Origin of the sequence: Sinorhizobium sp. M4_45, assembly GCF_002885915.1 — a bacterium.
In the GTDB taxonomy this organism is placed as follows: domain Bacteria; phylum Pseudomonadota; class Alphaproteobacteria; order Rhizobiales; family Rhizobiaceae; genus Sinorhizobium; species Sinorhizobium meliloti_A.
This window is the reverse complement of record NZ_NWVE01000008.1, coordinates 160,541-186,661: the sequence shown is the minus strand read 5'-3', so window position 1 is coordinate 186,661 and position 26,121 is coordinate 160,541. Positions and strand designations below refer to the sequence as shown.

Sequence of the window (26,121 nt, the reverse complement as noted above, 5' to 3'; positions counted from 1 at the left end):
GGAGATTGCCCTTCGATAAGCATGATGAATTTCAACCGGAATGTACCCACCGGTCATGCCAGAGATTGAACATCAACACCGACCACAGCTGCGGTCCCCAGTCGCGATCGCCGGCAATGTGCGCTTTCCAGCGACTGACGATCGGCTCGGCACGCAGGATACCGTCGCGCTCCAGGCGAGCCGGCGACAGCATCGCTTCCGCCCAGGCGCGCAGCGGCCCACGCAGCCAGGCGTTTACGGGAACGCCGAATCCGCGCTTTGGAACACTTATGAATTGTTCCGGCAGCCGTCGGGAAAGCAGCTTGCGCAACGCGGGCTTGCCTTTTGCTTCGGAAAAACAGAGCGACCGTGGTGCGCGCCAAGCCAATTCGATGAAGCGGTAATCGAGCAACGGCGCCCGCATCTCCAAACCCACCGACATCGATGCGCGGTCCATCTTCACGAGGATGTCGTCAGGCAGATAGTCGACCATGTCGCTGTACATCATCCGGTCGACTGCGCCCAGACAAGCGGGCTTTCGTTTGGAGGTCATTGCGGTCGGCAGCTCGACGCCCCCGATCACGAGTCCCGCCGGATCCGACCAGAGCGAACGAAAGTCCAGATAACGGTCATCCGGATCCTGTATTTCCAGAAGCTCGGCTAGTCTTCTCAGGCGTTTGCCCGTCAGTTCATCCTGAAGCGAAGACGGACGCACCTGCCGTCCCGCGGCCGCGGCAAATTCGAGTGCCCATTGAGGCGCGTGCCTCGCTGCCCGCAGGGCAATGGCGGGCGTCTTTTTCGCAAGACGATCGAAGGCGAGCATTTGCCGATAGCGCTTGTAGCCACCGAAGAACTCGTCCCCGCCATCGCCGGAGAGCGCCACAGTCACCGTTCTCCGCGCCAATTTCGAGACAAGCAGCGTTGGAATCTGCGACGGGTCGGCAAACGGCTCGTCATACACATCCGGCAATTCGTCCACGAGACGCAGCGCCGTGTCCGGTTCGGCGGTGATCTCGGTGTGATCGGTGCCGAGCTGCTTGGCGATGGCAGACGCCATATCGGCCTCGTTATACTGCTCCTCCAGGAATCGCACCGTGTAGGTTTTCACCGGTGACGTCGAAACTTCCTGCATCACGGCGGATATCAGGGAGGAGTCGACACCGCTGGAAAGGAGCGCCCCGACGGGGACATCAGATACCAGACGCTCGCTCACCGCGCGCTTCAATGCCTCGTCGAGCTCATCGAGGGCTTCGTCCGGGCTTTCGATCCGTTGCGCCGACCCTTGTTCCGCGGCGTCGAAAGCATCCCAATAGCTCTTCACTCCGGCCAGCGCGGCCGTCGTCGAGGCAGGCGGGGCGTCGACCGAGAGGCTTAGCCAGGAACCATGCGGAAGCTTGAAGATGCCGCGATAGATCGAATAGGGCGTCGGCACGTAGCCATGCCGAAAGAAAAGCGTCAGCGCATCGCGGTCGACTTCAGCCGACTGGAAAGCCGGATGCGCCTTGATGCTTTTCAGCTCGGACCCGAAAGCGACGGCGCTTCGGGACACACCGATATAGAGCGGCTTCTTCCCGATCCGGTCGCGGGCGAAGATGATCTGCCGTGCCGCGCTGTCGTAAAGCGCAAAGGCAAACATGCCGTTGCAGCGTCGCAATGCACTTTCGACACCGTAGGTCTCGATTGCCTCCAGGAGCACTTCCGTATCCGAATGGCCGCGAAACCGAGACCCGCGTTCCTCCAACTCGGACCTCAGGGACAGGAACCCGTAGATTTCCCCGTTGAACACGATCGAGTAGCGGCCGCTGCTGGAATGCATCGGCTGAGCACCTGCGGGAGAAAGGTCGATTATGGAGAGCCGGCGGTGACCAAGACCGACGCGCCCCTCGCGATCCAGCCATGTAGCGGAGGCATCCGGCCCGCGATGAGCAAGCGCATCCGTTATGCGCGTCAGCGTCCGGGCCAGCTCATAGCCTCCCTGCTGCGTATAGTCTATCAGACCGGCAATTCCACACATGAGACATCCCTTTGGCGGTGCAGTGCGAAGCGCTCTTGGCTGCCAAGGCGCGTCGCATTCGAACGTATTCACGCGACGCGCCTCAGGCCATTTTTGTGCAAAGCGCCCATAACTCCTTGGACGCACGGGCCGTCTCTAGAGAACCTCCAATGCAGGCGACATGTCCGCCCAGGCGATGAAATGCGGGTTTGCGAAGGCGCTGTCCTCCTCCTGCACCGTCTTGCCGTAGAGGAGGCGCGAGCCGTCCAGGCGAACGACCGATCCGCCGGCAGCTTTCAGCACCGCGTCGCCGGCAGCCGTATCCCACTCCATCGTGCGGCCGAACCGCGGATAGACGTCCGCCTTGCCTTCCGCCAGCAGGCAGAATTTCAGCGACGAGCCTACGGAAGCGTAATTCATCACGCCATGGCCGGTGAGGAAGGCCTCGGTCTCGGAACTGTTGTGCGAGCGGCTGGCGACCGCCGTCAGTTCCGCACCCCGCATCCGCACGCGGATCGGCCGCCGGTGCTCGAGTGCCCATGCGGGATCGAGCAGAAGCTTTTCCGCCCTGCCGCCATCGGCGACATAGGCACAGCGCTGCGCGGGTGCATAGACGATGCCGGCAACCGGCACATTGCCCTCGATGAGGGCAATGTTGACGGTGAAGTCGTTGCGGCGATTGATGAATTCCTTCGTGCCGTCGAGCGGATCGACGAGAAAGAACGTGCCGCCGCTGATATCCGGGACGCGGCCCGAGGAAACAGACTCTTCGGCAACCACGGGGATCTGCGGAAACGCCGCCGCAAGTCTCTCGAGAATGATCGCTTCGGCCCGCTCGTCGGCCTCGGTGACGGGCGATTGATCGTCCTTGTAGCAGACTTGGGGACCGGCGTCGTAGACGTCGAGAATAGCCGCACCCGCATCGAGCGCCATACGCTCCAGCATTTCGCAAAGGGGCGTCATTTCTCCTCCATCCTGCGGTCAAGGAATTCCTCGATCGCGAGCGCCAGGTCGGTGGGTTCATGGCCGACGGTGCGTATATGGAGTTCCGGATTTTCCGGGGCCTCATAGGGCGAGGATACGCCGGTGAAGTTCGCGATCTGGCCGGCGAGGGCCTTCTCGTAGAGCCCCTTCGGATCGCGGCGCGCACACTCGTCGAGCGGCGTGTCGACGAAGATCTCGATGAACTCGCCCTCCTCCATCAATTCCCGCGCCATACGCCGTTCATCGCGGAACGGCGAGATGAAGGAGACGAGAACGATCAGACCGGCATCGGCCATGAGCTTGGCCACCTCCGCCACGCGACGGATGTTCTCTACCCGGTCCTCCTCGGTAAAGCCGAGGTCCCGGTTGAGGCCGTGACGTACATTGTCGCCGTCGAGCAGGTAGGTGTGCTTGCCCTGGGCGTGGAGTATCCTGTCGAGCTCGTTCGCTATGGTCGATTTTCCGGAGCCGGAAAGCCCGGTGAACCAGAGAACGGCAGGGAGCTGATTTTTCATGGCGCTGCGCGCGCTCTTGTTCACCTCGAGCGCATGCCAGTGGACGTTGTCTGCGCGCCGGAGCGGAAAATCGATCAACCCCGCACCGACCGTGGCATTCGTCACCCGGTCGACGATGATGAAATTGCCCGTCGCCCGGTTGTCCTTGTAGGCGTCGAAGGCGATCGGAGCCTGTGTCGAGATGTTGCAGACACCGACTTCATTCATCTGCAGCGACTTCGCCGCCTCACGGATGAAGCTGTTGATGTTGACCTGATGCTTGAGCGTGGTGACCGTCGCGCTGACGCTGTCGGTCTCCGTGCGCAGGATGTAGCTTCGTCCCGGCATCATCGGGTTTGCATCGAACCAGATCACATGCGCCTGGAACTGGTCCGCCACGAAGGGCCGGGCACCGGGGGCGACGAGCATATTGCCGCGGGACGCATCCACCTCGTCAGAGAGGACCAGCGTCACCGCTTCGCCTTCCCCTGCCGTCGCAAGCTCCCCGTCATAGGTCACGATCGCCTTGACCGATGTGCGCTGCCCCGTCTTCGCGACGACGACCGGATCGCCCACGGAAATCCTCCCGCAGGAGATCTGCCCGGCATAGCCGCGAAAATCCGCGTTCGGCCGCATGACCATTTGAACCGGGAAGCGGAAAGGCTTTGCCTGGTCCGTTGGCTCGAGTTCCACCGTTTCCAGATATTCGAGCAGCGCCGCCCCTCTGTACCAGGGCGTATTGGCCGAAGCCGAGATGACGTTGTCGCCGTCGCGCGCCGAGATCGGGATCGGCCGGATGCTGGCAAAACCGAGCTCTTTGGCGAAAGCCATGTAGTCGGCGACGATTTCCTCGTACACCTGTTGTTGAAAATCGACGAGATCGATCTTGTTGACGGCCAGCACGACATGACGGATGCCGAGCAGCGAGGCGATATAGGAGTGGCGCCGGGTCTGCTGGAGAATGCCCTGCCGGCTGTCGATGAGAATGATGGCGAGATCCGCCGTCGAAGCGCCGGTCACCATGTTGCGCGTATATTCCTCGTGGCCGGGCGTATCGGCGACGATGAACTTGCGTTTGGACGTGGCAAAATAGCGATAGGCCACGTCGATGGTAATGCCCTGCTCGCGCTCGGCCTCAAGCCCGTCGAGAAGCAAGGCGAGATCGATTTCCTTGCCGTTGGCGGCGCCGGGAGAGCCGACGCGCCCGAGGTTCGCGAGCTGGTCCTCGAAGACCAGCTTAGCATCGTAAAGCAGCCGCCCGATCAGGGTCGATTTGCCGTCGTCGACCGAACCGCAAGTGATGAATCTGAGGATCGACTTGTTGTCGTGCTCGGCCAGATGCGCTTCAATGTCATGCGGCGGTATGGATTGAACATACGACATCAGAAGTAGCCCTCCCGTTTCTTTTTCTCCATCGCCCCGACTTCATCCGTGTCGATCAGCCGGCTCTGCCGTTCGGACGTGCGCACCGTCAGCATTTCCCGCAATATCTCGGGCACGGTGACGGCGTCGGACTCGACCGCCCCGGTCAGCGGATAGCAGCCAAGCGTGCGGAAACGCACCAGCTGTCGGGTAACCTCCTCTTCGGGCTGGATGGGCATGCGGTCGTCGTCGACCATGATCAGCATGCCGTCTCGTTTGACGACCGGGCGCATGGCCGCGAAATAAAGCGGCACGATCGGAATTTCTTCGCGCAGGATGTATTGCCAGATATCGAACTCGGTCCAGTTGGAGAGCGGGAAGACCCGCATCGTCTCGCCTTGCCCGACCCGCGTATTGTAGGTCTTCCACATCTCGGGCCGCTGGCGCTGCGGATCCCAGCCGTGCTGGGCGCTGCGGATCGAGAAGATGCGTTCCTTGGCGCGCGACTTCTCCTCGTCGCGCCGCGCGCCCGCGAGCGCCGCGTCGAAACCGTATTTCTCGAGCGCCTGCCGGAGGCCCATCGTCTTCATCACATGGGTGTGCACGTTGGAGCCGTGCGTAAAAGGGCCTATGCCCTGATCTATCCCGTCCTGATTGACGTGAACGAGGAGATCGAAGCCGAGCTCTCGCGCCATCCGGTCGCGAAACTCGATCATCTCCCGGAACTTCCATTTGGTATCTACATGCAGAAACGGAAATGGCGGCTTGGCGGGGTAGAACGCCTTCATCGCCAGGTGCAGCAATACCGAGGAGTCCTTGCCGATCGAGTAAAGCGCGACCGGGTTTGAGAATGTTGCAACAACTTCTCGAATGACATGGATCGCTTCGGCTTCGAGCCGCCGAAGATGGGGAAGAGACATATCGCAATCCCTCTGATTTTAAATAATAAAAATGGCATGCAAATAAAAAAGTAGCCGCCTGCGAAATGTTGCAGACGCAATCAAATAATCGTGCAGCAGTTAAATGTGATCCCGCCGACTGGTGCGCATTTAAGCGCTATATCGGCAATATTTCAAGTAAGAATAACAATCCTCATTTCCGCGGACGATTCGCGGCCCCGGTAGCGCTCAGGGCAACTCCACGGCCCGCGTCTTCAGGATCGCCGAAAAACGCGGATCGAAGGTCCGACTGATCGGCTCGGCCGCGGCACCGATCGCAACCGCCCACGGGTCCGTGAAACCCAGTTGCAGCCGCGGCGCGCTGCGTTGCCTCCGCTCGGCGATCGATGGCAGCAGCGGGTGGAGAGCGTCCATGAGAAGTCGGGCGAGCCCGGACGGCATGCCGCCGCACAGAATGATCGTCTGCGGATCGAAAACCGTTTCGAGCAACTGGATCGTCGCCCGCAATTCGAACGCCGCGTCTGCGATCCAGGCAGCTACGCGACGATCCTTCGAACAAGCGATGGCGTCGATGCGGCCGTAGAGATCGCCATCGGCGGGATCGATCTCGAGAATCTTGCACAGCGAGGCGATCGATATGCGATGCTCCAGCGGTGCCCTCCCGTCGTCGGCGCCGCCACGCGGCCTGCTCAAAATCATGCCGATCTCGCCGGCATTGCCATGCGAGCCGCGATAGAGTTCGCCATTGAGGATCAGCCCCGCTCCAAGCCCGTAACCGAGATAGACGCAGAGGGCGTGGTCCACTCCATGGGCAGCGCCGACCATCTTTTCCGCGGTCGCGGCCGCCGCCGCGTCGTTCTGGAGGCGCACGTCGAGACCGGTCCCCGCCGAGAGCCTTTCAAGCAAGGGAAAGCTCTGCCAGGCAGCCATCATCCAGGGATCGTCGGCCTCGGCGTCGACGCCGAACGGGCCCGGCATAGCAACACTCAGGCCAACGAGACGGTCCTTGGATTGCGGTGCGATGGCCGAAAGTTCCTGCCGTGTTTCGTCGATCAACGTCAGTATGGCCCCGACACCCATCTCAGGGCCGCCGGCCGGCAGGATTACCTCGTTGCGGGCGAGGACTGTGCCGATCAGGTCGACGGCGACCGTGCGCGTCACGTGGCGGTCGATCTGAAGACCGATGGCAAAAGCGCCTTCCGGCACCAGCCGATAGGGCGTCGATGGCTGCCCCCGCCCCTTGCGCACCGCGGCAAGCGACGCCACGAGCCCGTCGTTCTCGAGCTCCTCGATGATGTTGGAAACGGCCTGCTTGGTGAGTGCGGTCGCACGCGCCAGATCGGCCCGCGACAAGTGCCCGTTCAGCCGCAGAGCGTCGATCATGACGCGGCGGTTGTGTGCGCTCGCGCCTTCCTGATTGGTGCCGCTCTTCGCCCGGATCGGGCGGATCTCGTTCATGAACAAATCCTCTTGACACATCTGGACTATTGAACAAGAAATAAGTCAAGACAATTGACTTATTAAGAGGTCGAAGAACCTCGGGGGAACGAAAGCGGCCCGAAATGCCCGCGAGCGCTCCGGTTTGATTTGTCGACGGCGGCCGCGAGAAGCGGCGGAATTCCTGTTCGGCGCGCGACAGGCGCGCCGCGAAGACTGCAACGGTCAGCTACTGGAGGCGACAATGTTGAAATCCACCCGCAACGCTTTGATCGGCGCGACGCTCATCGGGGCTGGCTTTACCGGCCATGCCCAGGCCGAAACGACGCTGAACGCGCTGTTCATGGCACAGGCCGCTTATAGCGAGGCCGATGTGCGCGCCATGACGGAGGCTTTCGCCAAGGCCAACCCGGACATCAAAGTCAATCTCGAATTCGTTCCTTATGAGGGACTGCACGACAAGACGGTGCTCGCCCAGGGTTCCGGCGGCGGCTATGACGTCGTCCTCTTCGACGTGATCTGGCCTGCTGAATACGCGACCAACAACGTCCTCCTCGACGTTACGGACCGCGTCACGGACGAGATGAACAAAGGCGTCCTGCCGGGAGCATGGACGACTGTGGAATATGACGGCAAACGTTACGGAATGCCGTGGATCCTCGACACGAAGTATCTCTTCTACAACAAGGAAATCCTTGACAAAGCCGGCATCAAGGAACCGCCGAAGACCTGGGAGGAACTTGCCGAGCAAGCCAAGGCGATCAAGGACAAGGGGTTGCTCGAAAGCCCGATCGCCTGGAGCTGGTCTCAGGCGGAAGCGGCGATCTGCGACTACACGACGCTGGTCAGCGCCTATGGCGGCAAATTCCTCGACGGCGGCAAGCCGGCCTTCACCACCGGCGGCGGGCTCGATGCGCTGAACTACATGGTAACGAGCTACACGTCGGGGCTCACCAACCCGAACTCGAAGGAATTCCTCGAGGAGGATGTACGGAAGGTCTTCCAGAACGGCGAAGCCGCCTTCGCGCTCAACTGGACCTACATGTACAATCTCGCCAACGATCCCAAGGAGAGCAAGGTGGCCGGCAAGGTGGGCGTCGTTCCGGCCCCGGGCGCTGCCGGCAAGAGCGAGGTTTCGGCGGTCAACGGCTCCATGGGGCTCGGCATCACCGCGACCAGCAAGCACCCCGAAGAAGCCTGGAAATACATCGTCCATATGACCTCGCAGGAGACGCAGAACGACTATGCCAAGCTGAGCCTCCCGATCTGGGCCTCTTCCTATGAGGACCCCGAAGTGACGAAGGGCCAGGAGGAACTGATCGCTGCCGCCAAGCGCGGACTTGCCGCCATGTATCCGCGCCCGACGACGCCAAAATATCAGGAGCTTTCGACCGCCCTGCAGCAGGCGATCCAGGAAGCACTGCTCGGCCAGTCTTCTGCGGAAGATGCCCTGAAGAGTGCCGCCGAGAACAGCGGTCTCTGATGACGGCTCGGTCGGTCGCGGACGCGTTCGCCGTCCGGGCCAGCGCCCCAGCGCGCGGTCGGTGCGGCGACGGCGTTTCCTCGTCATCCCTGTGCTTGTCACGCGATCCTTCGGCGCCTGCGGCGCTGAAGGAGCTTTCAGCCCAAGAACCTGGGCTGGCTGGATTCCTGTGACAGGCACAGGAATGAGGGTCTTGATTGCGTATTGCCGGTAGCTACCGAAGAAGAGGTTTCCATTCATGACCGGCACCTGGATTTCGACGCGCGCTTGGCTTCTGATGTTGCCGCTCCTCGTGGTGATGACTGCCGTAATCGGCTGGCCGCTCGTCGACACCGTTCGGCTCTCCTTCACCGATGCGAAGCTCGTCGGCACCGAGGGCGGTTTCATCGGACCGGCGAACTACATCAAAATGTTGACCGGATCGAACTTTCAGCGGGCACTCGTCACCACGACCTGGTTCGCAGTCATTTCGGTTGCCGCAGAAATGGTGCTCGGCGTCCTTGCCGCGCTCCTTCTCAACCAGCAATTCCGCGGGCGAGCGGCGCTTCGTGCATTGATGATCCTGCCTTGGGCACTGCCGACGGTGGTCAACGCGACCCTCTGGCGGCTCATCTACAATCCGGAATATGGCGCGCTCAATGCCGCGCTGACGCAGGTCGGCCTCCTCGCCAGCTATCGCTCCTGGCTCGGCGAGCCGGGAACGGCGCTTGCCGCGCTGATCGTCGCGGATTGCTGGAAGAACTTTCCGCTGGTGGCGCTGATCGCACTCGCCGCGCTCCAGGCCGTGCCGCGCGACATCACCGCTGCTTCGCTCGTCGATGGGGCCGGTCCGTTCAACCGTTTCCGCTTCGTCATCATGCCCTATCTCGCCGGCCCGCTGCTGGTGGCGCTGGTGCTGCGAACCATCGAGGCATTCAAGGTCTTCGACATCATCTGGGTGATGACGCGCGGCGGACCGGCAAACAGCACGCGCACGCTCTCGATCCTCGTCTATCAGGAAGCGTTTTCCTTCCAACGCGCCGGCTCCGGCGCGTCGCTTGCACTCATCGTCACCCTGCTCGTGACAATTCTTGCCGCCGCCTATGCGGCGCTCCTTCGAAAGGCCGCCGGAGCTTCGTGATGGAACGCCAAAGCCCCCTCTTTTCCGTCTTCATCCATGCGAGTGCCCTGCTTCTGGCCGTCGTCATCCTCGCGCCGGTCGCCTGGCTGTTGATCATGAGCATTTCGCCTGCCGCGGACCTCAGTGCCAAACCGCTGGCCTGGTGGCCGAGCGACATCGACCTCTCGCGGTACCGCACGCTTTTGTCGGCTGTCGAGAACAGTGCCGGTGCGGCCTTCATCGCCTCGCTCCTGAACAGCCTCAAGGTCGCCGGAATGGCGACGCTCGCCGCTGTGGTCGTTGCCGTTCCGGCCGCCTGGGCCGTGTCGCGCACGCGGGCCGTCGCCTGGTCGCTCTACGCGGTAATCGCCACCTATATGCTGCCGCCTGTCGCCCTTGCCGTGCCACTCTATATGGGTCTTGCCTATTTCGGCCTGCTCAATTCCCTCTTCGGCCTGGCGCTCGTCTACCTCACCATTCTCGCCCCTTTCACGACCTGGCTCCTGAAATCGGGCTTCGATTCCATACCGCGGGAGATCGAGAACGCGGCGATGATCGACGGCGCGCGGCTGGACCAGATCCTGAGGCTCCTGACGCTGCCGCTTGCCGCCCCTGTCATGGCGACCTCGGCCCTCTTCGCCTTCCTGCTCGCCTGGGACGAATTCTTCTACGCGCTGCTCTTCACCTCCGACCAGCGCGCCAAGACCCTCACGGTTGCCATCGCCGACCTCGCCGGCGGCCGTGTTTCGGATTACGGGCTGATCGCAACCGCCGGGGTCCTTGCCGCCCTGCCTCCGGTGTTGATCGGCCTTATCATGCAAAGAGCCCTGATTTCCGGGCTCACCAGCGGCGGCGTCAAGGGATGACCATGAGCATATCGAAAGACCGCCCGGCAGGGCTCATTGCAATCGACCGGGAGATGGCGCGCCAGCATGCCGACGCGATCGCTTCCTACGAGGGAGCGACGGCCACAGCGCAGCGGATCGCCGCATCGATGAAAGCGACGGGCCGACTCCTACTTCTCGGCATGGGCGGTTCGCATGCCGTCGGCCGCGCCGTCGAACCGCTCTATCGCGCCCTTGGCATCGAGGCGGTCGCCGTCCCGCTTTCCGAACAACTCGGCGAACCGCTATCGATCGAAGGCAAGACCGTTCTCGTCACTTCGCAATCGGGCGAAAGCGCGGAAGTGCTGCGCTGGTTCCGCGAAACGGACGGCGGCACAAGCAAGACATTCGGGCTGACGCTCGAAGAGGACGCATTCCTGGCCAAGGCCGTGCCTTCGCTCGTCGGATCAGGCGGGACGGAGCGGGCCTTTGCGGCCACGCGCAGCCTGACGGTGACCTTTGCGCTGCACCTGGCGGTCCTCGCCGCCCTCGGCGCCGATCCGGCCGACTCACTTCACTCCCTCAACGACCCCGAGGCGCCGGCAATCGACGGCGCGCTCGCAATGCTCGCCGATGTCGTCGCGATCGTCACCTCCGGCCGCAAACTGCAGGGTCTCGCCGAAGCGATTGCCCTTGGCCTTACGGAACTCTCCCGTCTGCCCTGTTTTTCGCTCGAAGGCGGGCAGTTGCGCCACGGGCCGATGGAAATGCTGGGGCCTTCTGTCGGCGTTGTCCTCTTCCGCGCCGCCGATCCGACCGCCAAGCTCGTCGGAGCCATGGCAACCTCGGCAGCCGAAGCCGGCTCGCCGGTTATCGTCTTCGACGCATCGGGCGAGCCTCCGGCTGCGGGTGCCACGACAATCCCCTTCAAGCCGGCGGCCGGCATGGCCGCGATCCTCGCTATGCTTCCGGTCGCGCAATCCCTGATGATCACTTTTGCCGACGCCCGCGTCGAAAACGCCGGGACGCCGGTGCGATCCACCAAGGTCACCCGGAGCGAATGACGATGCGTCCGCTTGCAGCCATCGGCAACGTCAACGTCGATCTGATACTCGGCCCGGCCGAACCCTGGCCGAAGCCCGGCACCGAGGTCATCGTCGATCATGACGAACTGCGCGTCGGCGGCTGCGCTGGCAACAACGCTCTTGCCTGGGATTCGCTCGGCGTGGATTATGTGATTGCGGCCAATGTCGGCAACGATCAGTTCGGCACCTGGCTGAAGGAGGCGTTCGGGAAGCGCTCGCACGACTGGCCGGTGGAAGCGGTCGGCACGACGCTTTCGGTGGGCATCACCCACCCGGACGGCGAACGCACCTTCTTCACGACGCGCGGCCACCTGCCGCTGTTCAGCCTCCCGCAAGTGCACTCGATGCTAGACGGCAACCGACTTCGAGGCGGCTATGCGCTGCTTTCCGGTTCCTTCCTGACGGACGCGCTCACCCTTGCCTATGACGCCCTTTTCGACTGGGCGGACGCCCACGACATCGCCGTGGGCCTTGACACCGGGTGGCCGCTCGAGGGCTGGACGGAGACCAACAGGCTCAAGACGCTCGGCTGGCTGAAACGCTGTCATTGCGCCCTCTTCAACGAGGTGGAGACGACCACGCTTACGGGTCTGCCCGATCCGGCCGAAGCAGCGCTGAGCCTGAAGGGCGAAATGCCTGCGGACGCCATCGTCGTCGTCAAGCGCGGCCCCAATGGCGCGCTCGCCATCGATCGGGACGGCGGAATTTTTTCCGTGCCGGCGCCGCAGGTTCAGGTCGTCGATACGATCGGCGCCGGCGACGTCTTCAATGCGGGCTTCCTGGCGGCACTCGCCGCCGACATGCCGCTCGAAGCCTGCCTCAAGACCGGGGTTACGATCGCCTCGGAAGCGATCTCCACCCTTCCGCGCCGCTACGGCAAGCCCCTTTCTGCCTTTCTCGAGGAATCCAGGCGATGAGCGCTCTCGAAATCCGCAACATCCACAAGCGCTACGGCGAGGTGGAAACGCTGAAGGGCATCGACATCGCGCTCGAAAGCGGCGAGTTCCTCGTTCTGCTCGGTTCCTCCGGCTGCGGCAAGTCCACGCTGCTCAACATCATTGCCGGGCTTGCCGAACCGAGCGGCGGCGACATCCTGATCGGCGAGCGTTCGGTCCTGGGAGTCCATCCCAAGGATCGCGACATCGCGATGGTGTTTCAGTCCTATGCTCTCTATCCGAACCTGAGCGTCGCCCGAAACATCGGCTTCGGCCTCGAAATGCGCCGCGTGCCGCCGGCCGAGCGCGACAAGGCGGTGCGCGACACCGCAAGGCTGCTGCAGATCGAGAACCTGCTCGACCGGAAGCCGGGCCAGCTTTCCGGCGGCCAGCGCCAGCGCGTCGCGATCGGCCGGGCCCTGGTGCGCAACCCCGAGGTGTTCCTCTTCGACGAGCCGCTGTCGAACCTCGACGCCAAGCTCCGGATGGAGATGCGCACCGAACTCAAACGCCTGCACCAGATGCTGAAGACGACGGTCGTCTATGTGACCCACGACCAGATTGAGGCGATGACGCTCGCAACCCGCATCGCCGTGATGCGCGACGGCCGCATCGAGCAGCTCGCCACGCCGGAAGAGGTCTACGACCGCCCCGCAACACTCTATGTCGCCGGCTTCGTCGGCTCGCCGCCGATGAACATTCTAGACGCCGAGGTGTCCGCAAACGGCCTGAAGCTCGACGGCTGCGAGGAGGTGCTTTCCCTGCCGGCAGCCTTTAACGGGGCCGCCTCGGCAGGACGGCGCGTGAAGGTCGGCATCCGTCCGGAGGCATTGCGGCTCGCAGCCGGGTCAGAGGCTCGGCGATTGACCGCGCATGTCGAGGTTGTGGAACTCACAGGGCCGGAACTCGTGACCACGGCCACAGTCGGCAGACAGCGCATCACCGCCTGCCTGCCGCCGCGCACGGCAGTCGGAATGGGATCGGCTCATGCCTTCACCTTCGACGAGACGGCCCTGCATCTGTTCGATCCGGAAAGCGGCCGCTCGCTTAGAACGGAATAGAGAGAAGAGCGACCTACCACCAATGCGGAGGCGGCTGTCACCGTCCGGCAGCCGCTCGTGAAGAAGCCTCCCGGTCACTGCGATAGCCAAGCTTCTCGGAGAGCTCGCCAGCTCCGTCGATCAGCACGCGGAGATAGGCCTCGCGATTGCGCAGACCGTCCTCTTTCGGTGCGACGAGGCAGAGCGTCGCGATGCAGACCGCTTCCGCGTCGTAGACCGGGACGGCGAAGCAATGGGTGAAGCTGTCGACGATGCTGTTGAAGGTGAAATAGCCTTCCTTCTTGGCTTTGCGGACTTGAGCGATGAATTCGGAGGGCTCGAGGCGCGTGCCATCCGGCAGGACGAAATCCTCCTGCGGTATGAAGGCCTGGATCTCCTCGTCGCTCATGTGATCCACCAGGAGACGGCCGGATGCGGTCCACGGAATGGCGACCGGTTCGCCGATATTGGTGGAGATTCGGAACGGGCGGCTCCCCTCGTTCATCAGAACGACGGCATATTTGTTGCCTTCGAGCTGGCACATCTGCGCCGTCTCGCGTGTCTCCTCGGCGATCCGCGCCAGAAGATGCTCGCTTTCGCGCATCAGGTCGAACTGTTCGGCATAGGCCGCGCCGAGGAAATAGAGCTTGCGCCCGAGAAAGACGCGGCCGTCATCGCCGCGATACTCGATGACCCCCTGGCGGACGAGCAGGTTGACGAGCTCATAGACCGACGAACGCGGCGCGCCGATCCCTTGCGCGATCTCGTTGGGGCGCAAGGGCTGACGCTGCAAACGCAGGAAATCGAGAATTTCGAAAGCCCGGTCGAGACCCCTGGCCCTGCGATTTATCGTGTCTTCCGCCTCCGCCACCGCGCCCTCCTTGCCGCTTCTATTCCGGCCCTTCAGAATTGACCTCAATTAGCCTTGTAGGCGACGCAGTCAACTTCGACCTTGCAGTCGACCATCATGCGCGACTGGACGCAGGCGCGGGCCGGCGGGTTGGCGCCGAAATACTCCGCATAGACGCCGTTGAAGGTCCAGAAGTCACGGGGGTCGTCGAGCCAGACGCCGACACGCACCACATCTTCGAGCCCATAGCCGGCTTCGTGCAGGATTGCGATCATGTTTTCGATCGCCTTGCGGCTTTCGGCGACGATTCCGCCGCCGACGATCTCGCCCGCCTCCATGGCGACCTGACCGGAAACATAGAGCCACCCGTTCGCCTCCACGGCGCGTGCAAATGGCAGGGGCTGCTTGCCCGCACCGGTTTCGCCCGTTCCATAACGCTTGATCGTCACGCTTCACTCCACTTCTTCATCAAATTCATTGCTTGCTCAGTTGAACGTCGAGGTCTTCAAAAACTCCGCCAAGCGTTCGGTCCTCGGTTTCAGGAACATCTCGCGTGGGTCCCCCTCCTCGCCGATGCGCCCCTGGTTCATGAAGATCACCCGGGACGAGACCTCGTAGGCGAAGCGCATCTCGTGAGTGACGATCAGCATGCTCATCCCATCCTCGGCGAGACCCTTGATGACCTGCAAGACCTCGTTGACGAGTTCCGGATCGAGCGCCGAAGTGACCTCGTCGAAGAGCATGAGCTTCGGATTCATGGCGATGGCACGGGCGATCGCCACGCGTTGCTGCTGGCCGCCGGAAAGCTGCCCCGGATAATGATCCTTGCGCGAGAGCAGGCCGACCCGGTCGAGCCATTTCTCGGCAAGCACCCTCGCCTCGTCGCGGCTCATCTTTTTCACTTTGACAAGCCCGAGCATGACATTGGCCGCGGCGGTCATATGCGGAAACAGGTTGAACTGCTGGAAGGCCATGCCGGTCAGTGCGCGCTGGCGGGCGATCTCCCGCTCGGGCTTGCGTCGGCGGGCGCCTCCTGCCGTCTCGTAGCCGATCTCCTGGCCGTCGATGGCGATCGTGCCGCCCTGAAACTCCTCAAGCATGTTGATGCAGCGGAGCATCGTCGTCTTGCCCGAACCGCTGGAGCCGATGATGCTGATCACCTCCCCCTGGCGCATCGAGCAATCGACGCCCTTCAGCACCTCGACCGTGCCGTAGCGTTTGTGAAGATCGCGGATTTCGAGAAGATTGGTCATGGGATTGCGAGCCTCACGATGGAACGGCGGTCTTGCGCTCGACGTAACGGCCAAAGCGCTCGATGCCGTAATTGATGACGAAATAGAGAAAGCCTGCGAAGAAATAGAATTCGAGGCTCATGAAGGTGCGGGAAATCACTTCCTGCGTCCGCAGCAGCAACTCGCTCACGCCGATGATGGAAAGCAGCGTCGATGCCTTGACCATCTCGGCCGCTGTGTTGACCCAGGCAGGAAGTGCCTGCCGCAAAGCCTGCGGGGCAAGCACATAGGCGAAGGTTTGCGCAAAGGTCAGGCCGATCGCCTTGGCGGCTTCGGTCTGTCCCTTTGGGATCGACTGCAGCGCGCCGCGCACCAGTTCGCCGACATGCGAGCTGCAGAAGACGGCGAGGGCCAGAACACCGGCCTGGAACGGCCCGAGATCGATGCCGATCGTGCTCAGGACGTAGTAGCTCGCGAGCACCAGGACGAGCACCGGCGTGCCGCGGATGAAATCGGTGTAACCGCGCACGAGCCATTTGAAGGGACGGAACCCGTAGACGAGCGCCAGACCGACGAAGACGCCCAGCACGGTGCCGACGGCGATCGAGAGAAGCGATATCGAGACGGAGACGCCGAGCCCTTTGAGGAGCGGTATCCGGGCAAGCCAGAGCTGGTCGAGAAACGAGAAATCCATGACGGTCACCTCGGCACTGCAAGACGCCGCTCGGCGGCGCGCATAAGGGCGGCCAGCAACGAGCAGGTCGCGACATAGAGGCAACTCGCAACGATCCAGGTCTCGATGACGCGGAAGGTCTCGACGTTGATCTTGCGTGCCTCGAAAGTGAGTTCCGGAACCGCGATCGCGGCGGCGAGCGAGGTGTCCTTGAAGAGCGAGATCATCGTACTGCTAAGCGACGGCAGGACGCTGCGCAGCATCAGCGGAATGATGATCGACGTGCGTATCTGCATCTCCGTAAGCCCGATCGCGAGCCCCGCCTCGCGCTGGCCCGGCGGTATGGCGATGAGGCCGCCGCGAAACACTTCGGCAAGGTAGGCCCCCGAGTAGATGGCAAGCGTCGCGACGAAGCTCTCGATCTTGCCCAGACGGACTCCGAGTTCAGGAAGCGCGAAATAGCTGAAGAGGACGAGAACGAGGATCGGCGTGTTGCGGATCACGGTGACGTAGAGCCCGGCAGGCTTGCGCAGCAATGCCCTCCTGGAAACGAGCCCAAAGGCCGTGATCAACCCGATCACGCAACCCGCGAGGATCGCGACAAATGCGAGGCCGAGGCTGAGCGCCAGACCTTCGAGAAGCAGGTCGAACGAGCGCCAGACGGCCGCGAAGTTCAAGGAATATGTCATGGAAGAAGCCGTTTCATGGAACAAGGCGGCTCCGCCAAGAGGCGGAGCCGCCATTGGCAGGGCTCACTTGTATTCGATGGGGAAACCGATCTGCGGCGGGGTGAGGTCCTTGCCGAACCAGGTCTTGAACGACTTCGCATAAAAATCGAATTCGACACCGGTCATGGCTTCGTGCAGCGCCGTGTTGACGAAGTTCAGCCAGTCCTGATCACCGCGCCGGACGCCGCAGGCGTAGGTCTGCGGGTTCCAGCCATAGCCGGCGTCCTTATAGCGCCCCGAGTTCTGGGTCATGTACCAGGCGAGCGAGGACTGGTCGGTCGCGGCGGCATCGGCGCGGCCGGATTCGAGCGCCTGATAGATCAGGTCGACGGACTCGTACTGGTCGACCGTCGCCTCCGGCAAGGCCGCATGGACCATGTCCTCGGCATAGACGTTCTGCAATACGGAAATCGTCACCGAAGAGCCGGCAGCTTTCAGCGCTTCATAATCGGCATACTCGCCGTCCGCCTTCAGCATCAGGCCGACGCCTTCACGGTAGTAAGGGATCGTGAAGGCGATCTGCTGAGCGCGTTCCCCGGTAACCGTCATGAATTGGCAGGTGATATCCACCTTACCGGTGGTGATGTTCGGAATACGAGCATCGGACGACTGGTTGACGAACTCGATCTTCTCCGGGTCCCCGAAGAGCGCCTTTGCGATGATGCGGCCCATATCGACGTCGAAACCCTGGAGCTTGTCTTCGGCGCTCTTGAAATGCCACGGCGCGTTGGTGCTGCCGGTGCCGAGTATCAGATGGCCGCGGCTCAGAATTTCGTCGAGCTTGCTCGATGCCTGTTGTGCTTGCGCCGGCATGGCCGCCAGCACCGCCGCGATGACGCTCGCGGCGACCGTGAATTTGCTGATCATTGAAAGACCTCCCCTTTCGCTCCCACTCACATATTCCGGTATAATGGACATTCGTCCTCAATAACGGATTGACCCATCAAATGCCTTGGGCCATTACTTGTCAAGCAGGATCGGCTACATTCGCCGCCGATCCACTTCGCATCGAGGAAACGCCCGCATGACACTGCCGATCGAAACCCCCGCCGTGCTGGTCGATCTCGATATCGCCCGGCGCAATGTCCTTGCGTTTCAAGCCTATGCCGACCGGAACGGCATCCGCGTGCGCCCGCACATAAAGACCCACAAGCTTCCGCAGATGGCCGAGCTGCAGCTCGATGCAGGGGCGATCGGCATCACCTGCCAGAAGGTGACGGAGGCGGAGGCGATGGTCGACGGCAGCGCCCGGATCGAGGATGTGCTGATCACCTACAACCTCCTCGGGACCGAGAAGCTCGCGCGGCTCGCGCGACTCAACGAAAAGGTGACGGTCAGCGTCGTCGCGGACAATGGGACCGTCGTCGACGGGCTCGCAGCTTTCTTCGCCGATGCCGGCAAGCCCTTGACCGTACTTGTCGAATGCAACACCGGGGCAGATCGTTGCGGCGTCGGGACACCGTCCGAGGCGGCGCGCCTTGCCCGGCGCATAGCCGAGGCACCGGGACTGCGCTTCGGCGGATTGATGACCTATCCGCCGGCCGATGGCGCCGCGCGCGTCCAGACCTTCATGAGCGATGCGAAGCGGCTGATCGAGGCAGAGGGGCTCGAAGTTCCCTGCATTACATCAGGGGGCACGCCCGGTATGATGCAGGCAGCCGAGGCGCCGGTAGCGAGCGAGCACAGGCCGGGTACGTATATCTATAACGACCGGTCGCTGGTTGCCCGTGACGTGGCGTCATGGGACGACTGCGCCCTCACCGTTCTCGCGACCGTGGTGTCGGTTCCCAGCGAAAACCGGGCGATCATCGATGCCGGGAGCAAGGTCCTGACGTCCGACCTGCTGGGTCTCACCGGCTACGGCCACGTGCTCGGCCGCGACGACATACGTATCGATCAGCTCTCCGAGGAGCATGGCCGCCTCGTCTCGGACGGTCCTATCGGGCTAAAGGTCGGCGAACAGGTCCGCATCGTTCCGAACCATGCCTGCGTCGTGACCAACATGGTCGACGCGGTCCACGTCATCGAGAGCGGCATGCCAAAAGGAACATGGACGGTCGTCGCCCGCGGCCACGTCCTTTGACCGGGCTCCCCGTCACGATGATGGCGCTCTGAGAGCCCGCCGGGGACCCGAAAACCATTAGTCCACAATTTTAGTGCATTTCTAGAATGTCGTGCTATTTTATCGGCGGCAGAGAGCCAAGACCGATAACGGGCACGGCATTCTTTCAGCAGCTCGCATATTGACAGGACTTTTCAAGAAACCGCCTCCAGGCGTCATAAGTTTGCGTTGAAGTAGTCTACCAAATCGATAGCTTTATCTGGCAAAAGATGGAGGTCGAAATGAGCTCGAATAGTCTTGCCGGAATAGTCAAATTAGCGCTTATCGTCGGAAGCCTGCAGCTTGGCTCGATTGGCCCCGCGGCTGCGGACACTACGATCCTGAACGTGTCCTACGACCCGACTAGGGAACTTTACAAGGAATTCAACGCGGCCTTTGCCGAAAAATGGCAGGCCGACACCGGCGAAACCGTGACGATCCAGACATCGCATGGCGGTTCCGGCAAGCAGGCCCGTTCGGTCATCGACGGACTGGAGGCCGACGTCGTGACGCTGGCCCTCGAAGCGGATATCGACGCGATCGCCAAGGAAAGCGGCAAAATTCCCGCCGATTGGAAGTCCCGCTTCGATAACAACAGTGCGCCCTACACCTCGACCATCGTCTTCCTCGTCCGCAAGGGCAACCCCAAAGGCATCAAGGATTGGGGCGATCTCGTCAGGGAGGATGTGCAGGTAATTACGCCCAACCCGAAGACTTCGGGCGGCGCTCGCTGGAACTTCCTGGCCGCCTGGGCCTGGGCACGTGCCGCCAATAACGGGGACGATGCGAAGGCGCAGGAATATGTGGCGCAGCTCTTCAAGCATGTGCCGGTTCTCGACACCGGCGCGCGCGGCGCGACGACCACCTTCGTCCAGCGCGGCCTTGGCGATGTGTTGCTGGCCTGGGAAAACGAAGCCTATCTGTCACTGGAAGAACTGGGCCCCGACAATTTCGACATCGTCACGCCGTCGATCTCGATCAAGGCGGAGCCCCCCGTTGCGCTGGTCGATGGCAACGTCGACAGCAAGGGTACCCGCAAGGTCGCCGAGGCCTATCTCGACTATCTCTACAGCGATGTCGGGCAGAAGATCGCGGCCAAACACTACTACCGGCCGTTCAAGCCTGAACTGGCGGATCCCAAGGACACCGCGCGCTTCGCCGAATTGAAGCTCGTCACGATCGACGATTTCGGCGGCTGGAAGGAAGCTCAGCCGAAATTCTTCGGGGATGGCGGGGTCTTCGATCAGATCTACAGGCCGGGGCAATGATATCGATGGCCGCTCGCAGCAACACGCGGTGGCGGTTTCGGCAGCCGAGCGTCATTCCGGGTTTCGGATTGGCACTCGGCGTGACGCTGGCATGGCTCACCATCATCGTTCTCATTCCTCTCTCCGGACTGCTGTGGCGCTCGAGCGGCCTCGGATGGTCGAAATTCGTGGAACTGGCGCTTGACGAGCGCACGGTCAACGCATTGACGATCAGCTTCGGCACGGCCTTCATCGCCGCCGTTGTCAACCTCGTCTTCGGCGTGCTCCTCGCCTGGGTTCTCGTGCGCTATCGCTTCCCCGGCAAGCGCGTGATCGACGCCATGGTCGATCTGCCCTTCGCCCTGCCGACCGCGGTCGCCGGCATTGCGCTCACGACGCTTTATGCGCCGAACGGCTGGATCGGCTCGCTGCTCGCTCCGCTCGGCATCAAGATCGCCTTCACTCCGGCCGGGATCGTCGTGGCGCTGATCTTCGTCGGCTTGCCCTTCGTCGTGCGTACCGTGCAGCCGATCATGGAAGAGATCGACAAGGAAGTCGAAGAGGCGGCTGCGACCCTCGGCGCCACCCGCTTCCAGACGATCAGCCGGGTCCTGTTGCCGGGTCTCCTGCCTGCGGGGTTGACCGGCTTCGCACTCGCCTTTGCCCGCGGCGTCGGCGAATATGGTTCGGTGATCTTCATCGCCGGCAACCTTCCCTATGTCTCGGAGATCGCGCCGCTTCTGATCGTTATCCGCCTCGAGGAATTCAACTATCCGGCAGCAACCGCGATCGCCGCGGTAATGCTCCTGCTTTCCTTCATGATGCTGCTGGTCATCAATGTGATCCAGGCGTGGAGCAGACGGAGATATGGTTATGGCGCATGATGCCGGCTACGCTTCCAATACGCTTGTGACGGCCGCAACCTCGGAAACGCCGCTTTGGCGCGTGATCCTGACCGCCGTTGCGCTCGGTTTCGTCGCGCTCTTCCTGCTTCTGCCGCTCGCCACGGTGTTCATCGAGGCGTTCCGCAAAGGAGCGATGGAGTTCTTCACGGCGCTTGGCGATCCCGAGACCTTTTCCGCGATCCGTCTGACACTGCTCGTCGCGGGGATCGCCGTGCCGCTCAATCTCGTCTTCGGGGTGGCGGCCGCCTGGGCCATCGCGAAATTCGAGTTCAAGGGCAAGGCGTTCCTGACGACGCTGATCGACCTGCCCTTCTCCGTCTCGCCAGTGATCTCCGGTCTCGTTTTCGTGCTGCTATTCAGCTCTCACAGCGCGCTCGGGCCGATCCTGCAGAGCTACGGCATCCAGATCCTCTTTGCCGTTCCGGGTCTCGTGCTCGCCACCGTATTCGTGACCTTCCCCTTCGTCGCGCGTGAATTGATCCCGCTGATGCAGGAACAGGGAACGGCCGACGAGGAAGCGGCACTCTCGCTCGGCGCCACCGGCTGGCAGACCTTCTGGCATGTGACGCTTCCCAATATAAAATGGGGCCTGCTCTACGGCGTGCTTCTCTGCAATGCCCGCGCCATGGGCGAATTCGGGGCGGTCTCGGTCGTGTCCGGCCATATTCGCGGGCAAACGAACACCATGCCGTTGCAGGTCGAAATCCTCTACAATGAATATAATTTCGTCGCCGCCTTCGCGGTGGCGGCGCTCCTGGCGCTCCTGGCGCTGGTAACGCTCGTTTTGAAGACTGCTCTTGAACTTCGCTACAGCGACGAGATCGCTGCCAGCCGCAGGCACTGAAAGGTCCAGACCTCCATGGAAGTCCGCGTCCAGAATATTCGCAAGGAATTTGGCCGTTTTCCCGCGCTCGAGGACGTTTCCCTCGACATCCGCTCGGGTGAACTGATCGCGCTCCTCGGCCCCTCCGGCTCCGGCAAGACCACGCTGCTCAGGCTGGTCGCCGGGCTCGAAAGCCCGACCGAAGGCACGATTTTCTTCGGCGACGAGGATGCGTCGAAGAAGACCGTGCAGGAGCGCAACATCGGCTTCGTTTTCCAGCACTATGCGCTTTTCCGCCACATGACGGTGCTCGACAACGTCGCTTTCGGTCTGAAGGTGCGGCCCGCCAAACGGCGGCCGGCGGCTGCCGACATCCGCCGCAGGGCGCTCGACCTGCTGGAACTCGTGCAACTCTCCGGGCTGGAGAAACGCTACCCGGCCCAGCTTTCGGGCGGGCAGCGCCAACGCGTCGCACTCGCCCGCGCCATGGCAGTCGAGCCCAACGTTCTGCTCCTCGACGAGCCCTTCGGCGCGCTCGATGCGCAGGTGCGCAAGGAGCTGAGGCGGTGGCTGCGCGAAATCCACGATCGCACCGGCCACACCACGATCTTCGTCACTCACGACCAGGAGGAAGCACTCGAGCTTGCCGACCGCGTCGTCGTGATGAGCAAGGGCGCGATCGAGCAGGTCGGCACGCCCGACGAGATCTATGACCATCCGGTCTCGCCCTTCGTCTACGGCTTCATCGGCCAGTCCAACTGCCTCAACGTCACCCTCGCCAATGGCGAAATCTGGCATGAGGACCGCCCGATCGGCCTTCGTGCCGGGAACGAACCGGACGGCGCCGCAACCCTCTATTTCCGCCCGCACGACGTGGAACTCATCGACGGCTGCGGCGGTTGCCTCGCCGGCCTCGTCACGGCCAGCCGGCGCGTGGCGGGCACCCGGCATCTGGAACTCGACCTCGGACGTACGCACCCTCCGGTCGAGATCGAGCTACCGCCGGAACGGACCGCCTCCACGGACCACACGCGCATCGCCTTCCGGCCGACGCGATGGAAGCTATTCCGCAAGGGCGGACAAAAGGAAGCACCGCCGATAGAGGCGGAGGCGCCGGTGCTCGCGGCCACCGGCACGTGAGGCGGTGAACCCGGGCTGTGGAAGCGCGGATTCGCCCGGTCTGGACGCCGGGCGTTGATCTGCCGAATTAATCGTTCCGATCAAATGAATCCTGCGGTAGAAACCGTCCAATGTCTGTTATCGATGATCTCACGAGCGCACTCGGCGATGCCGTTCTCACCGGCGACCGGATCGCCGAACGTCACCGCGGCGATGCAAGCCTCACGGGCCGGATCCTCCCCCTGGCGGTCGTTCGCCCGGCAAGCGTTGCCGAGGTCGCCGACGCGCTGAGGATCTGCAACGCGCATCGCCAGGCCGTGGTGCCGCAGGGTGGCTTGACCGGGCTCGCCGGCGGCGCCAATCCGTGCGCTGGCGACGTTGCCATTTCGCTGGAGAGACTTTCCGGCATTGAGGAGATCGATGCTGCGGCAGGGACGATGACGGTGCTCGCCGGAACACCCCTCGAAGTCGCCCAGCGCGCGGCCGAGGATGCCGGTTTCCTGTTGCCGATCGATCTGGGGGCGCGCGGCTCCTGCCAGATCGGCGGCAATCTGGCCACGAATGCCGGCGGCATCCGGGTGATCCGCAACGGTGTGGCACGCGACAATGTGCTGGGGCTCGAGGCCGTTCTTGCGGACGGAACCGTGATTTCGTCGATGAACAAGATGATCAAGAACAACACGGGCTACGACCTGCGGCAGCTCTTCATCGGTTCGGAAGGCACGCTCGGCATCATCACGCGGGCGGTATTGCGCCTGCGCCCGCTACCGGCCGGGCGGCTGACGGCGCTCTGCGCGCTCGACAGCTATGAGAATGTCGTCGCTCTGCTCAAGCGGGCACAGAAGGAACTCGCCGGCCTCTCCGCCTATGAGGCGATGTGGGAAAGCTATTTCCGTTTCAACTGCGAGGCTGAAAAGCTCAGGCTTTTCGAAGCCACTCCCGCTTTCGCCGTCATCGTCGAAGAGGACCTGCAAGGCCATGAAGCGGAACGCGAACGGTTCGAAATGTTTCTCGGGCGAGCCCTGGAGGACGGTGTGATCGGCGACGCGCTGATCGCGCAATCGCAAAAAGAGGCTCAAACCCTCTGGCGTATCCGCGAGGGTCACGCGCTGGATCGGCTGCCCCTGCTTCTCAATTTCGATGTCAGCCTGCCGATCGGCGCGATCGGCAGCTTCGCCGAGGATTGCGGCACGGCGCTCCGGGCCAAGTTCCCCGAAGCGCACGTGTCGTTCTTCGGCCATGTCGGCGACAGCAACCTTCACATCGCCTTTTCCGTTCCAGGCGCAACCGAGGAAACGGCCCACGCGGTCGACGCCGTCGTCTACGGACTGGTCGGCACCTATAGCGGCTCGGTTTCCGCCGAGCACGGGATCGGCCTCCTGAAGCGCGACTTTCTCGATCGCTCCCGCAGTTCGGCGGAACTCGAACTCATGCGGCGCATCAAGAATGCCTTCGATCCGAACGGTATTCTCAATGCCGGCAAGGTCGTAGCCTAAGGCCTGTTGAAATTCATTTCGAGTTTATGACGGCTGCTGCGAGATGGATAATGGCGTTGAAGCTCTGTCGGTTTGTCGGCATGCATGGCGATGCAGCTCAAAGTGCTCCAGCGACCTTTGCGCGTCTCATAAGACACGCGGCGCTGTAGGAAACTGTTCAGAGGACGGCAAATCTCTCCTCCGTTCTCATCCCTGTGCTCGTCACAGGGATCCAGCAGCGCCGCGTCTGCGACGCGAAGCGTTCTTTCAGCCCAAGGACTTGGTCTGGCTGGATTCCTGCGACAAGCACAGGAATGAGGAAATCAAACAAGCGGCGGCGGCTGGCCCGAATCTTCAAACCCATGAGGCGGGCGATTTCGGCAGCCGGCCATCGGGGTCGATGACGCCGAGACGCGGTTCTTGCGGACCGTTCCAACGCCAGAGCGCAACACAGGTGCCGCCGGGCGACATGAAGGATGGATAGATCACCCCATGGAAGTCGCGCGCCAGAAGCTCCGACTGGAGCCTGTGGGTCTCAGGCACCGCGCCCTTGTCGAGCGCATCACGCCATTCGCAGCGATGGATCGCCTCATCCACACCAAGCTCCACAAGAAGCCTGACATCCGTGAGGTCCGCGAGCCTCGCCCCGCGCAACTCGAGCTGCACGATCAGCGCCGGATGCTGGACGAAACCCTGATTGTATTCGGCCCAGGCGGTGGAAAGCTCGCGCGCGCCATAGATCGCAGGCACGCCGATCGGGTTCCAGCGGCCACCGAAGCGAGCAGCACCCGCGCCGGATAGCGGCATATGTGCCCAGCGTGGAACGAAGGCGCGCCAGAGCGTTATCGGCTCGACCGACGCCGTCGGTTCCGGATCGGGCCGCGATGCGGGCGGAATGTGTTTCCTCATCCCGTCTTAAGCGTAGACGCCGGCGCGTACCGATTCGAGATAGGCGAGCACCTTGTCGGCCTTGCCTTCACCGACCAGGTCGAATGCCGTCTTGCCGGCCCAGCCGGGAATAGGCTGGTGCTTGAACCAGATGACGGCGCGGGCTTCGTCGCCCGCCATTTCGGAAGCCATGGCCAGGATGCGGACGACCTTGCTCAAGGCGCTGTCGACCTTCCGGGCGCCGGATTTGGCCGTCAGCGTATTGCGGGCGACACCGATCAGCTTGGCGAGTTCGGCGAGCGTGACGCCCAATCGGTCCGCGACCAGGCGGGCCGAAAGAAACGGGGAATGATCGTCCCCGAAACGGGCTGCAGGGATCTGGAAATCGAGGGCAATCATGAGAAATCGATCCTGTTTTGATCGGGTCCCTATAAAAATAGGATCGATTTCCCGTCAATTCAAGCGC

General features: G+C 62.6%; 25 protein-coding genes. 12 read left to right on the top strand and 13 right to left on the bottom strand.

Going from position 1 to position 26,121, the window contains the following annotated elements; genetic code table 11:
• Positions 1 to 31: 31 nt before the first annotated feature.
• From asnB to CN933_RS21795, 5 genes are all read right to left on the bottom strand, one after another.
• Complete coding sequence (gene asnB / locus CN933_RS21815; protein WP_102762335.1) at positions 32 to 1,993, bottom strand: asparagine synthase (glutamine-hydrolyzing); 1,962 nt, start codon at positions 1,991 to 1,993, stop codon at positions 32 to 34.
• A gap of 135 nt (positions 1,994 to 2,128) precedes the next feature.
• Complete coding sequence (cysQ, locus tag CN933_RS21810; RefSeq protein WP_102762334.1) at positions 2,129 to 2,935, bottom strand: 3'(2'),5'-bisphosphate nucleotidase CysQ; 807 nt, start codon at positions 2,933 to 2,935, stop codon at positions 2,129 to 2,131.
• Positions 2,932 to 4,833, bottom strand: coding sequence for a bifunctional sulfate adenylyltransferase/adenylyl-sulfate kinase NodQ (nodQ, locus tag CN933_RS21805; RefSeq protein ID WP_018097134.1), 1,902 nt, complete (start codon positions 4,831 to 4,833; stop codon positions 2,932 to 2,934). The genes cysQ and nodQ overlap by 4 nt, the downstream gene beginning before the upstream one ends.
• Positions 4,833 to 5,732, bottom strand: a complete 900-nt coding sequence (cysD, locus tag CN933_RS21800) for a sulfate adenylyltransferase subunit CysD (protein ID WP_018097135.1) — start codon at positions 5,730 to 5,732, stop codon at positions 4,833 to 4,835. Before cysD ends, nodQ begins: the two co-directional genes overlap by 1 nt.
• Before the next feature lie 207 nt (positions 5,733 to 5,939).
• Positions 5,940 to 7,169 (bottom strand): ROK family transcriptional regulator, encoded by a 1,230-nt coding sequence (locus tag CN933_RS21795; protein ID WP_102762449.1) that lies wholly within the window; start codon positions 7,167 to 7,169, stop codon positions 5,940 to 5,942.
• A 223-nt stretch (positions 7,170 to 7,392) separates the two neighbouring features.
• Here CN933_RS21795 and CN933_RS21790 point away from each other — a divergent pair, with 223 nt between their 5' ends.
• From CN933_RS21790 to CN933_RS21765, 6 genes are all read left to right on the top strand, one after another.
• Entirely contained in the window at positions 7,393 to 8,631 is a 1,239-nt protein-coding gene (locus tag CN933_RS21790; protein ID WP_018097137.1) for an extracellular solute-binding protein, read from the top strand.
• Between the two features lie 238 nt (positions 8,632 to 8,869).
• The gene (locus tag CN933_RS21785; RefSeq protein ID WP_102762333.1) at positions 8,870 to 9,751 is read left to right on the top strand and encodes a carbohydrate ABC transporter permease; all 882 of its coding nucleotides are present in this window, start codon (positions 8,870 to 8,872) and stop codon (positions 9,749 to 9,751) included.
• Positions 9,751 to 10,596, top strand: coding sequence for a carbohydrate ABC transporter permease (locus CN933_RS21780; RefSeq protein WP_102762332.1), 846 nt, complete (start codon positions 9,751 to 9,753; stop codon positions 10,594 to 10,596). The genes CN933_RS21785 and CN933_RS21780 overlap by 1 nt, the downstream gene beginning before the upstream one ends.
• On the top strand, positions 10,593 to 11,618 hold the full coding sequence (locus CN933_RS21775; RefSeq protein ID WP_180980773.1) for an SIS domain-containing protein: 1,026 nt from the start codon (positions 10,593 to 10,595) through the stop codon (positions 11,616 to 11,618). Before CN933_RS21780 ends, CN933_RS21775 begins: the two co-directional genes overlap by 4 nt.
• Entirely contained in the window at positions 11,615 to 12,556 is a 942-nt protein-coding gene (locus CN933_RS21770) for a PfkB family carbohydrate kinase (RefSeq protein WP_180980772.1), read from the top strand. The genes CN933_RS21775 and CN933_RS21770 overlap by 4 nt, the downstream gene beginning before the upstream one ends.
• Entirely contained in the window at positions 12,553 to 13,635 is a 1,083-nt protein-coding gene (locus CN933_RS21765; protein WP_102762329.1) for an ABC transporter ATP-binding protein, read from the top strand. Before CN933_RS21770 ends, CN933_RS21765 begins: the two co-directional genes overlap by 4 nt.
• Positions 13,636 to 13,672: 37 nt before the next feature.
• On the opposite strand, the gene CN933_RS21760 is transcribed toward CN933_RS21765, so the two are convergent.
• From CN933_RS21760 to CN933_RS21735, 6 genes are all read right to left on the bottom strand, one after another.
• Entirely contained in the window at positions 13,673 to 14,533 is an 861-nt protein-coding gene (locus tag CN933_RS21760; protein WP_102762328.1) for an IclR family transcriptional regulator, read from the bottom strand.
• Positions 14,530 to 14,913, bottom strand: a complete 384-nt coding sequence (locus CN933_RS21755) for a RidA family protein (protein WP_018097144.1) — start codon at positions 14,911 to 14,913, stop codon at positions 14,530 to 14,532. Before CN933_RS21755 ends, CN933_RS21760 begins: the two co-directional genes overlap by 4 nt.
• A 36-nt stretch (positions 14,914 to 14,949) precedes the next feature.
• Positions 14,950 to 15,717, bottom strand: a complete 768-nt coding sequence (locus CN933_RS21750) for an amino acid ABC transporter ATP-binding protein (RefSeq protein ID WP_018097145.1) — start codon at positions 15,715 to 15,717, stop codon at positions 14,950 to 14,952.
• Positions 15,718 to 15,730: 13 nt separating this feature from the next.
• Entirely contained in the window at positions 15,731 to 16,390 is a 660-nt protein-coding gene (locus tag CN933_RS21745) for an amino acid ABC transporter permease (RefSeq protein WP_102762327.1), read from the bottom strand.
• A gap of 5 nt (positions 16,391 to 16,395) precedes the next feature.
• Positions 16,396 to 17,058, bottom strand: a complete 663-nt coding sequence (locus tag CN933_RS21740) for an amino acid ABC transporter permease (RefSeq protein WP_026168824.1) — start codon at positions 17,056 to 17,058, stop codon at positions 16,396 to 16,398.
• A 63-nt stretch (positions 17,059 to 17,121) separates the two neighbouring features.
• Positions 17,122 to 17,964 (bottom strand): transporter substrate-binding protein, encoded by an 843-nt coding sequence (locus tag CN933_RS21735; RefSeq protein WP_102762326.1) that lies wholly within the window; start codon positions 17,962 to 17,964, stop codon positions 17,122 to 17,124.
• Positions 17,965 to 18,121: 157 nt separating this feature from the next.
• On the opposite strand from CN933_RS21735, the gene CN933_RS21730 reads away from it, so the two are divergent.
• The 6 genes from CN933_RS21730 to CN933_RS21705 all read left to right on the top strand — a co-directional run bounded on the left by CN933_RS21730 (position 18,122) and on the right by CN933_RS21705 (position 24,788).
• The gene (locus CN933_RS21730) at positions 18,122 to 19,180 is read left to right on the top strand and encodes a D-TA family PLP-dependent enzyme (RefSeq protein ID WP_102762325.1); all 1,059 of its coding nucleotides are present in this window, start codon (positions 18,122 to 18,124) and stop codon (positions 19,178 to 19,180) included.
• Between the two features lie 260 nt (positions 19,181 to 19,440).
• Positions 19,441 to 20,466: a sulfate ABC transporter substrate-binding protein gene (locus tag CN933_RS21725; protein ID WP_102762448.1), complete on the top strand. Its 1,026-nt coding sequence runs from the start codon at positions 19,441 to 19,443 to the stop codon at positions 20,464 to 20,466.
• Positions 20,463 to 21,329 carry a sulfate ABC transporter permease subunit CysT gene (cysT, locus tag CN933_RS21720; RefSeq protein WP_180980771.1) on the top strand — a complete coding sequence of 289 codons (867 nt, stop codon included), beginning with the start codon at positions 20,463 to 20,465 and terminating at the stop codon, positions 21,327 to 21,329. Before CN933_RS21725 ends, cysT begins: the two co-directional genes overlap by 4 nt.
• Positions 21,319 to 22,194: a sulfate ABC transporter permease subunit CysW gene (gene cysW, locus CN933_RS21715; RefSeq protein WP_102762324.1), complete on the top strand. Its 876-nt coding sequence runs from the start codon at positions 21,319 to 21,321 to the stop codon at positions 22,192 to 22,194. The genes cysT and cysW overlap by 11 nt, the downstream gene beginning before the upstream one ends.
• Positions 22,195 to 22,209: 15 nt before the next feature.
• Entirely contained in the window at positions 22,210 to 23,313 is a 1,104-nt protein-coding gene (locus CN933_RS21710) for a sulfate/molybdate ABC transporter ATP-binding protein (protein ID WP_102762323.1), read from the top strand.
• Positions 23,314 to 23,423: 110 nt separating this feature from the next.
• Positions 23,424 to 24,788: an FAD-binding oxidoreductase gene (locus CN933_RS21705; protein WP_102762322.1), complete on the top strand. Its 1,365-nt coding sequence runs from the start codon at positions 23,424 to 23,426 to the stop codon at positions 24,786 to 24,788.
• Positions 24,789 to 25,121: 333 nt separating this feature from the next.
• Here CN933_RS21705 and CN933_RS21700 read toward each other — a convergent pair whose 3' ends face one another.
• Together CN933_RS21700 and CN933_RS21695 are read right to left on the bottom strand one after the other, a co-directional pair.
• Positions 25,122 to 25,676, bottom strand: a complete 555-nt coding sequence (locus tag CN933_RS21700; protein WP_102762321.1) for an RES family NAD+ phosphorylase — start codon at positions 25,674 to 25,676, stop codon at positions 25,122 to 25,124.
• A gap of 6 nt (positions 25,677 to 25,682) precedes the next feature.
• The gene (locus tag CN933_RS21695) at positions 25,683 to 26,054 is read right to left on the bottom strand and encodes an antitoxin Xre/MbcA/ParS toxin-binding domain-containing protein (RefSeq protein ID WP_018097157.1); all 372 of its coding nucleotides are present in this window, start codon (positions 26,052 to 26,054) and stop codon (positions 25,683 to 25,685) included.
• Positions 26,055 to 26,121: the final 67 nt, after the last annotated feature.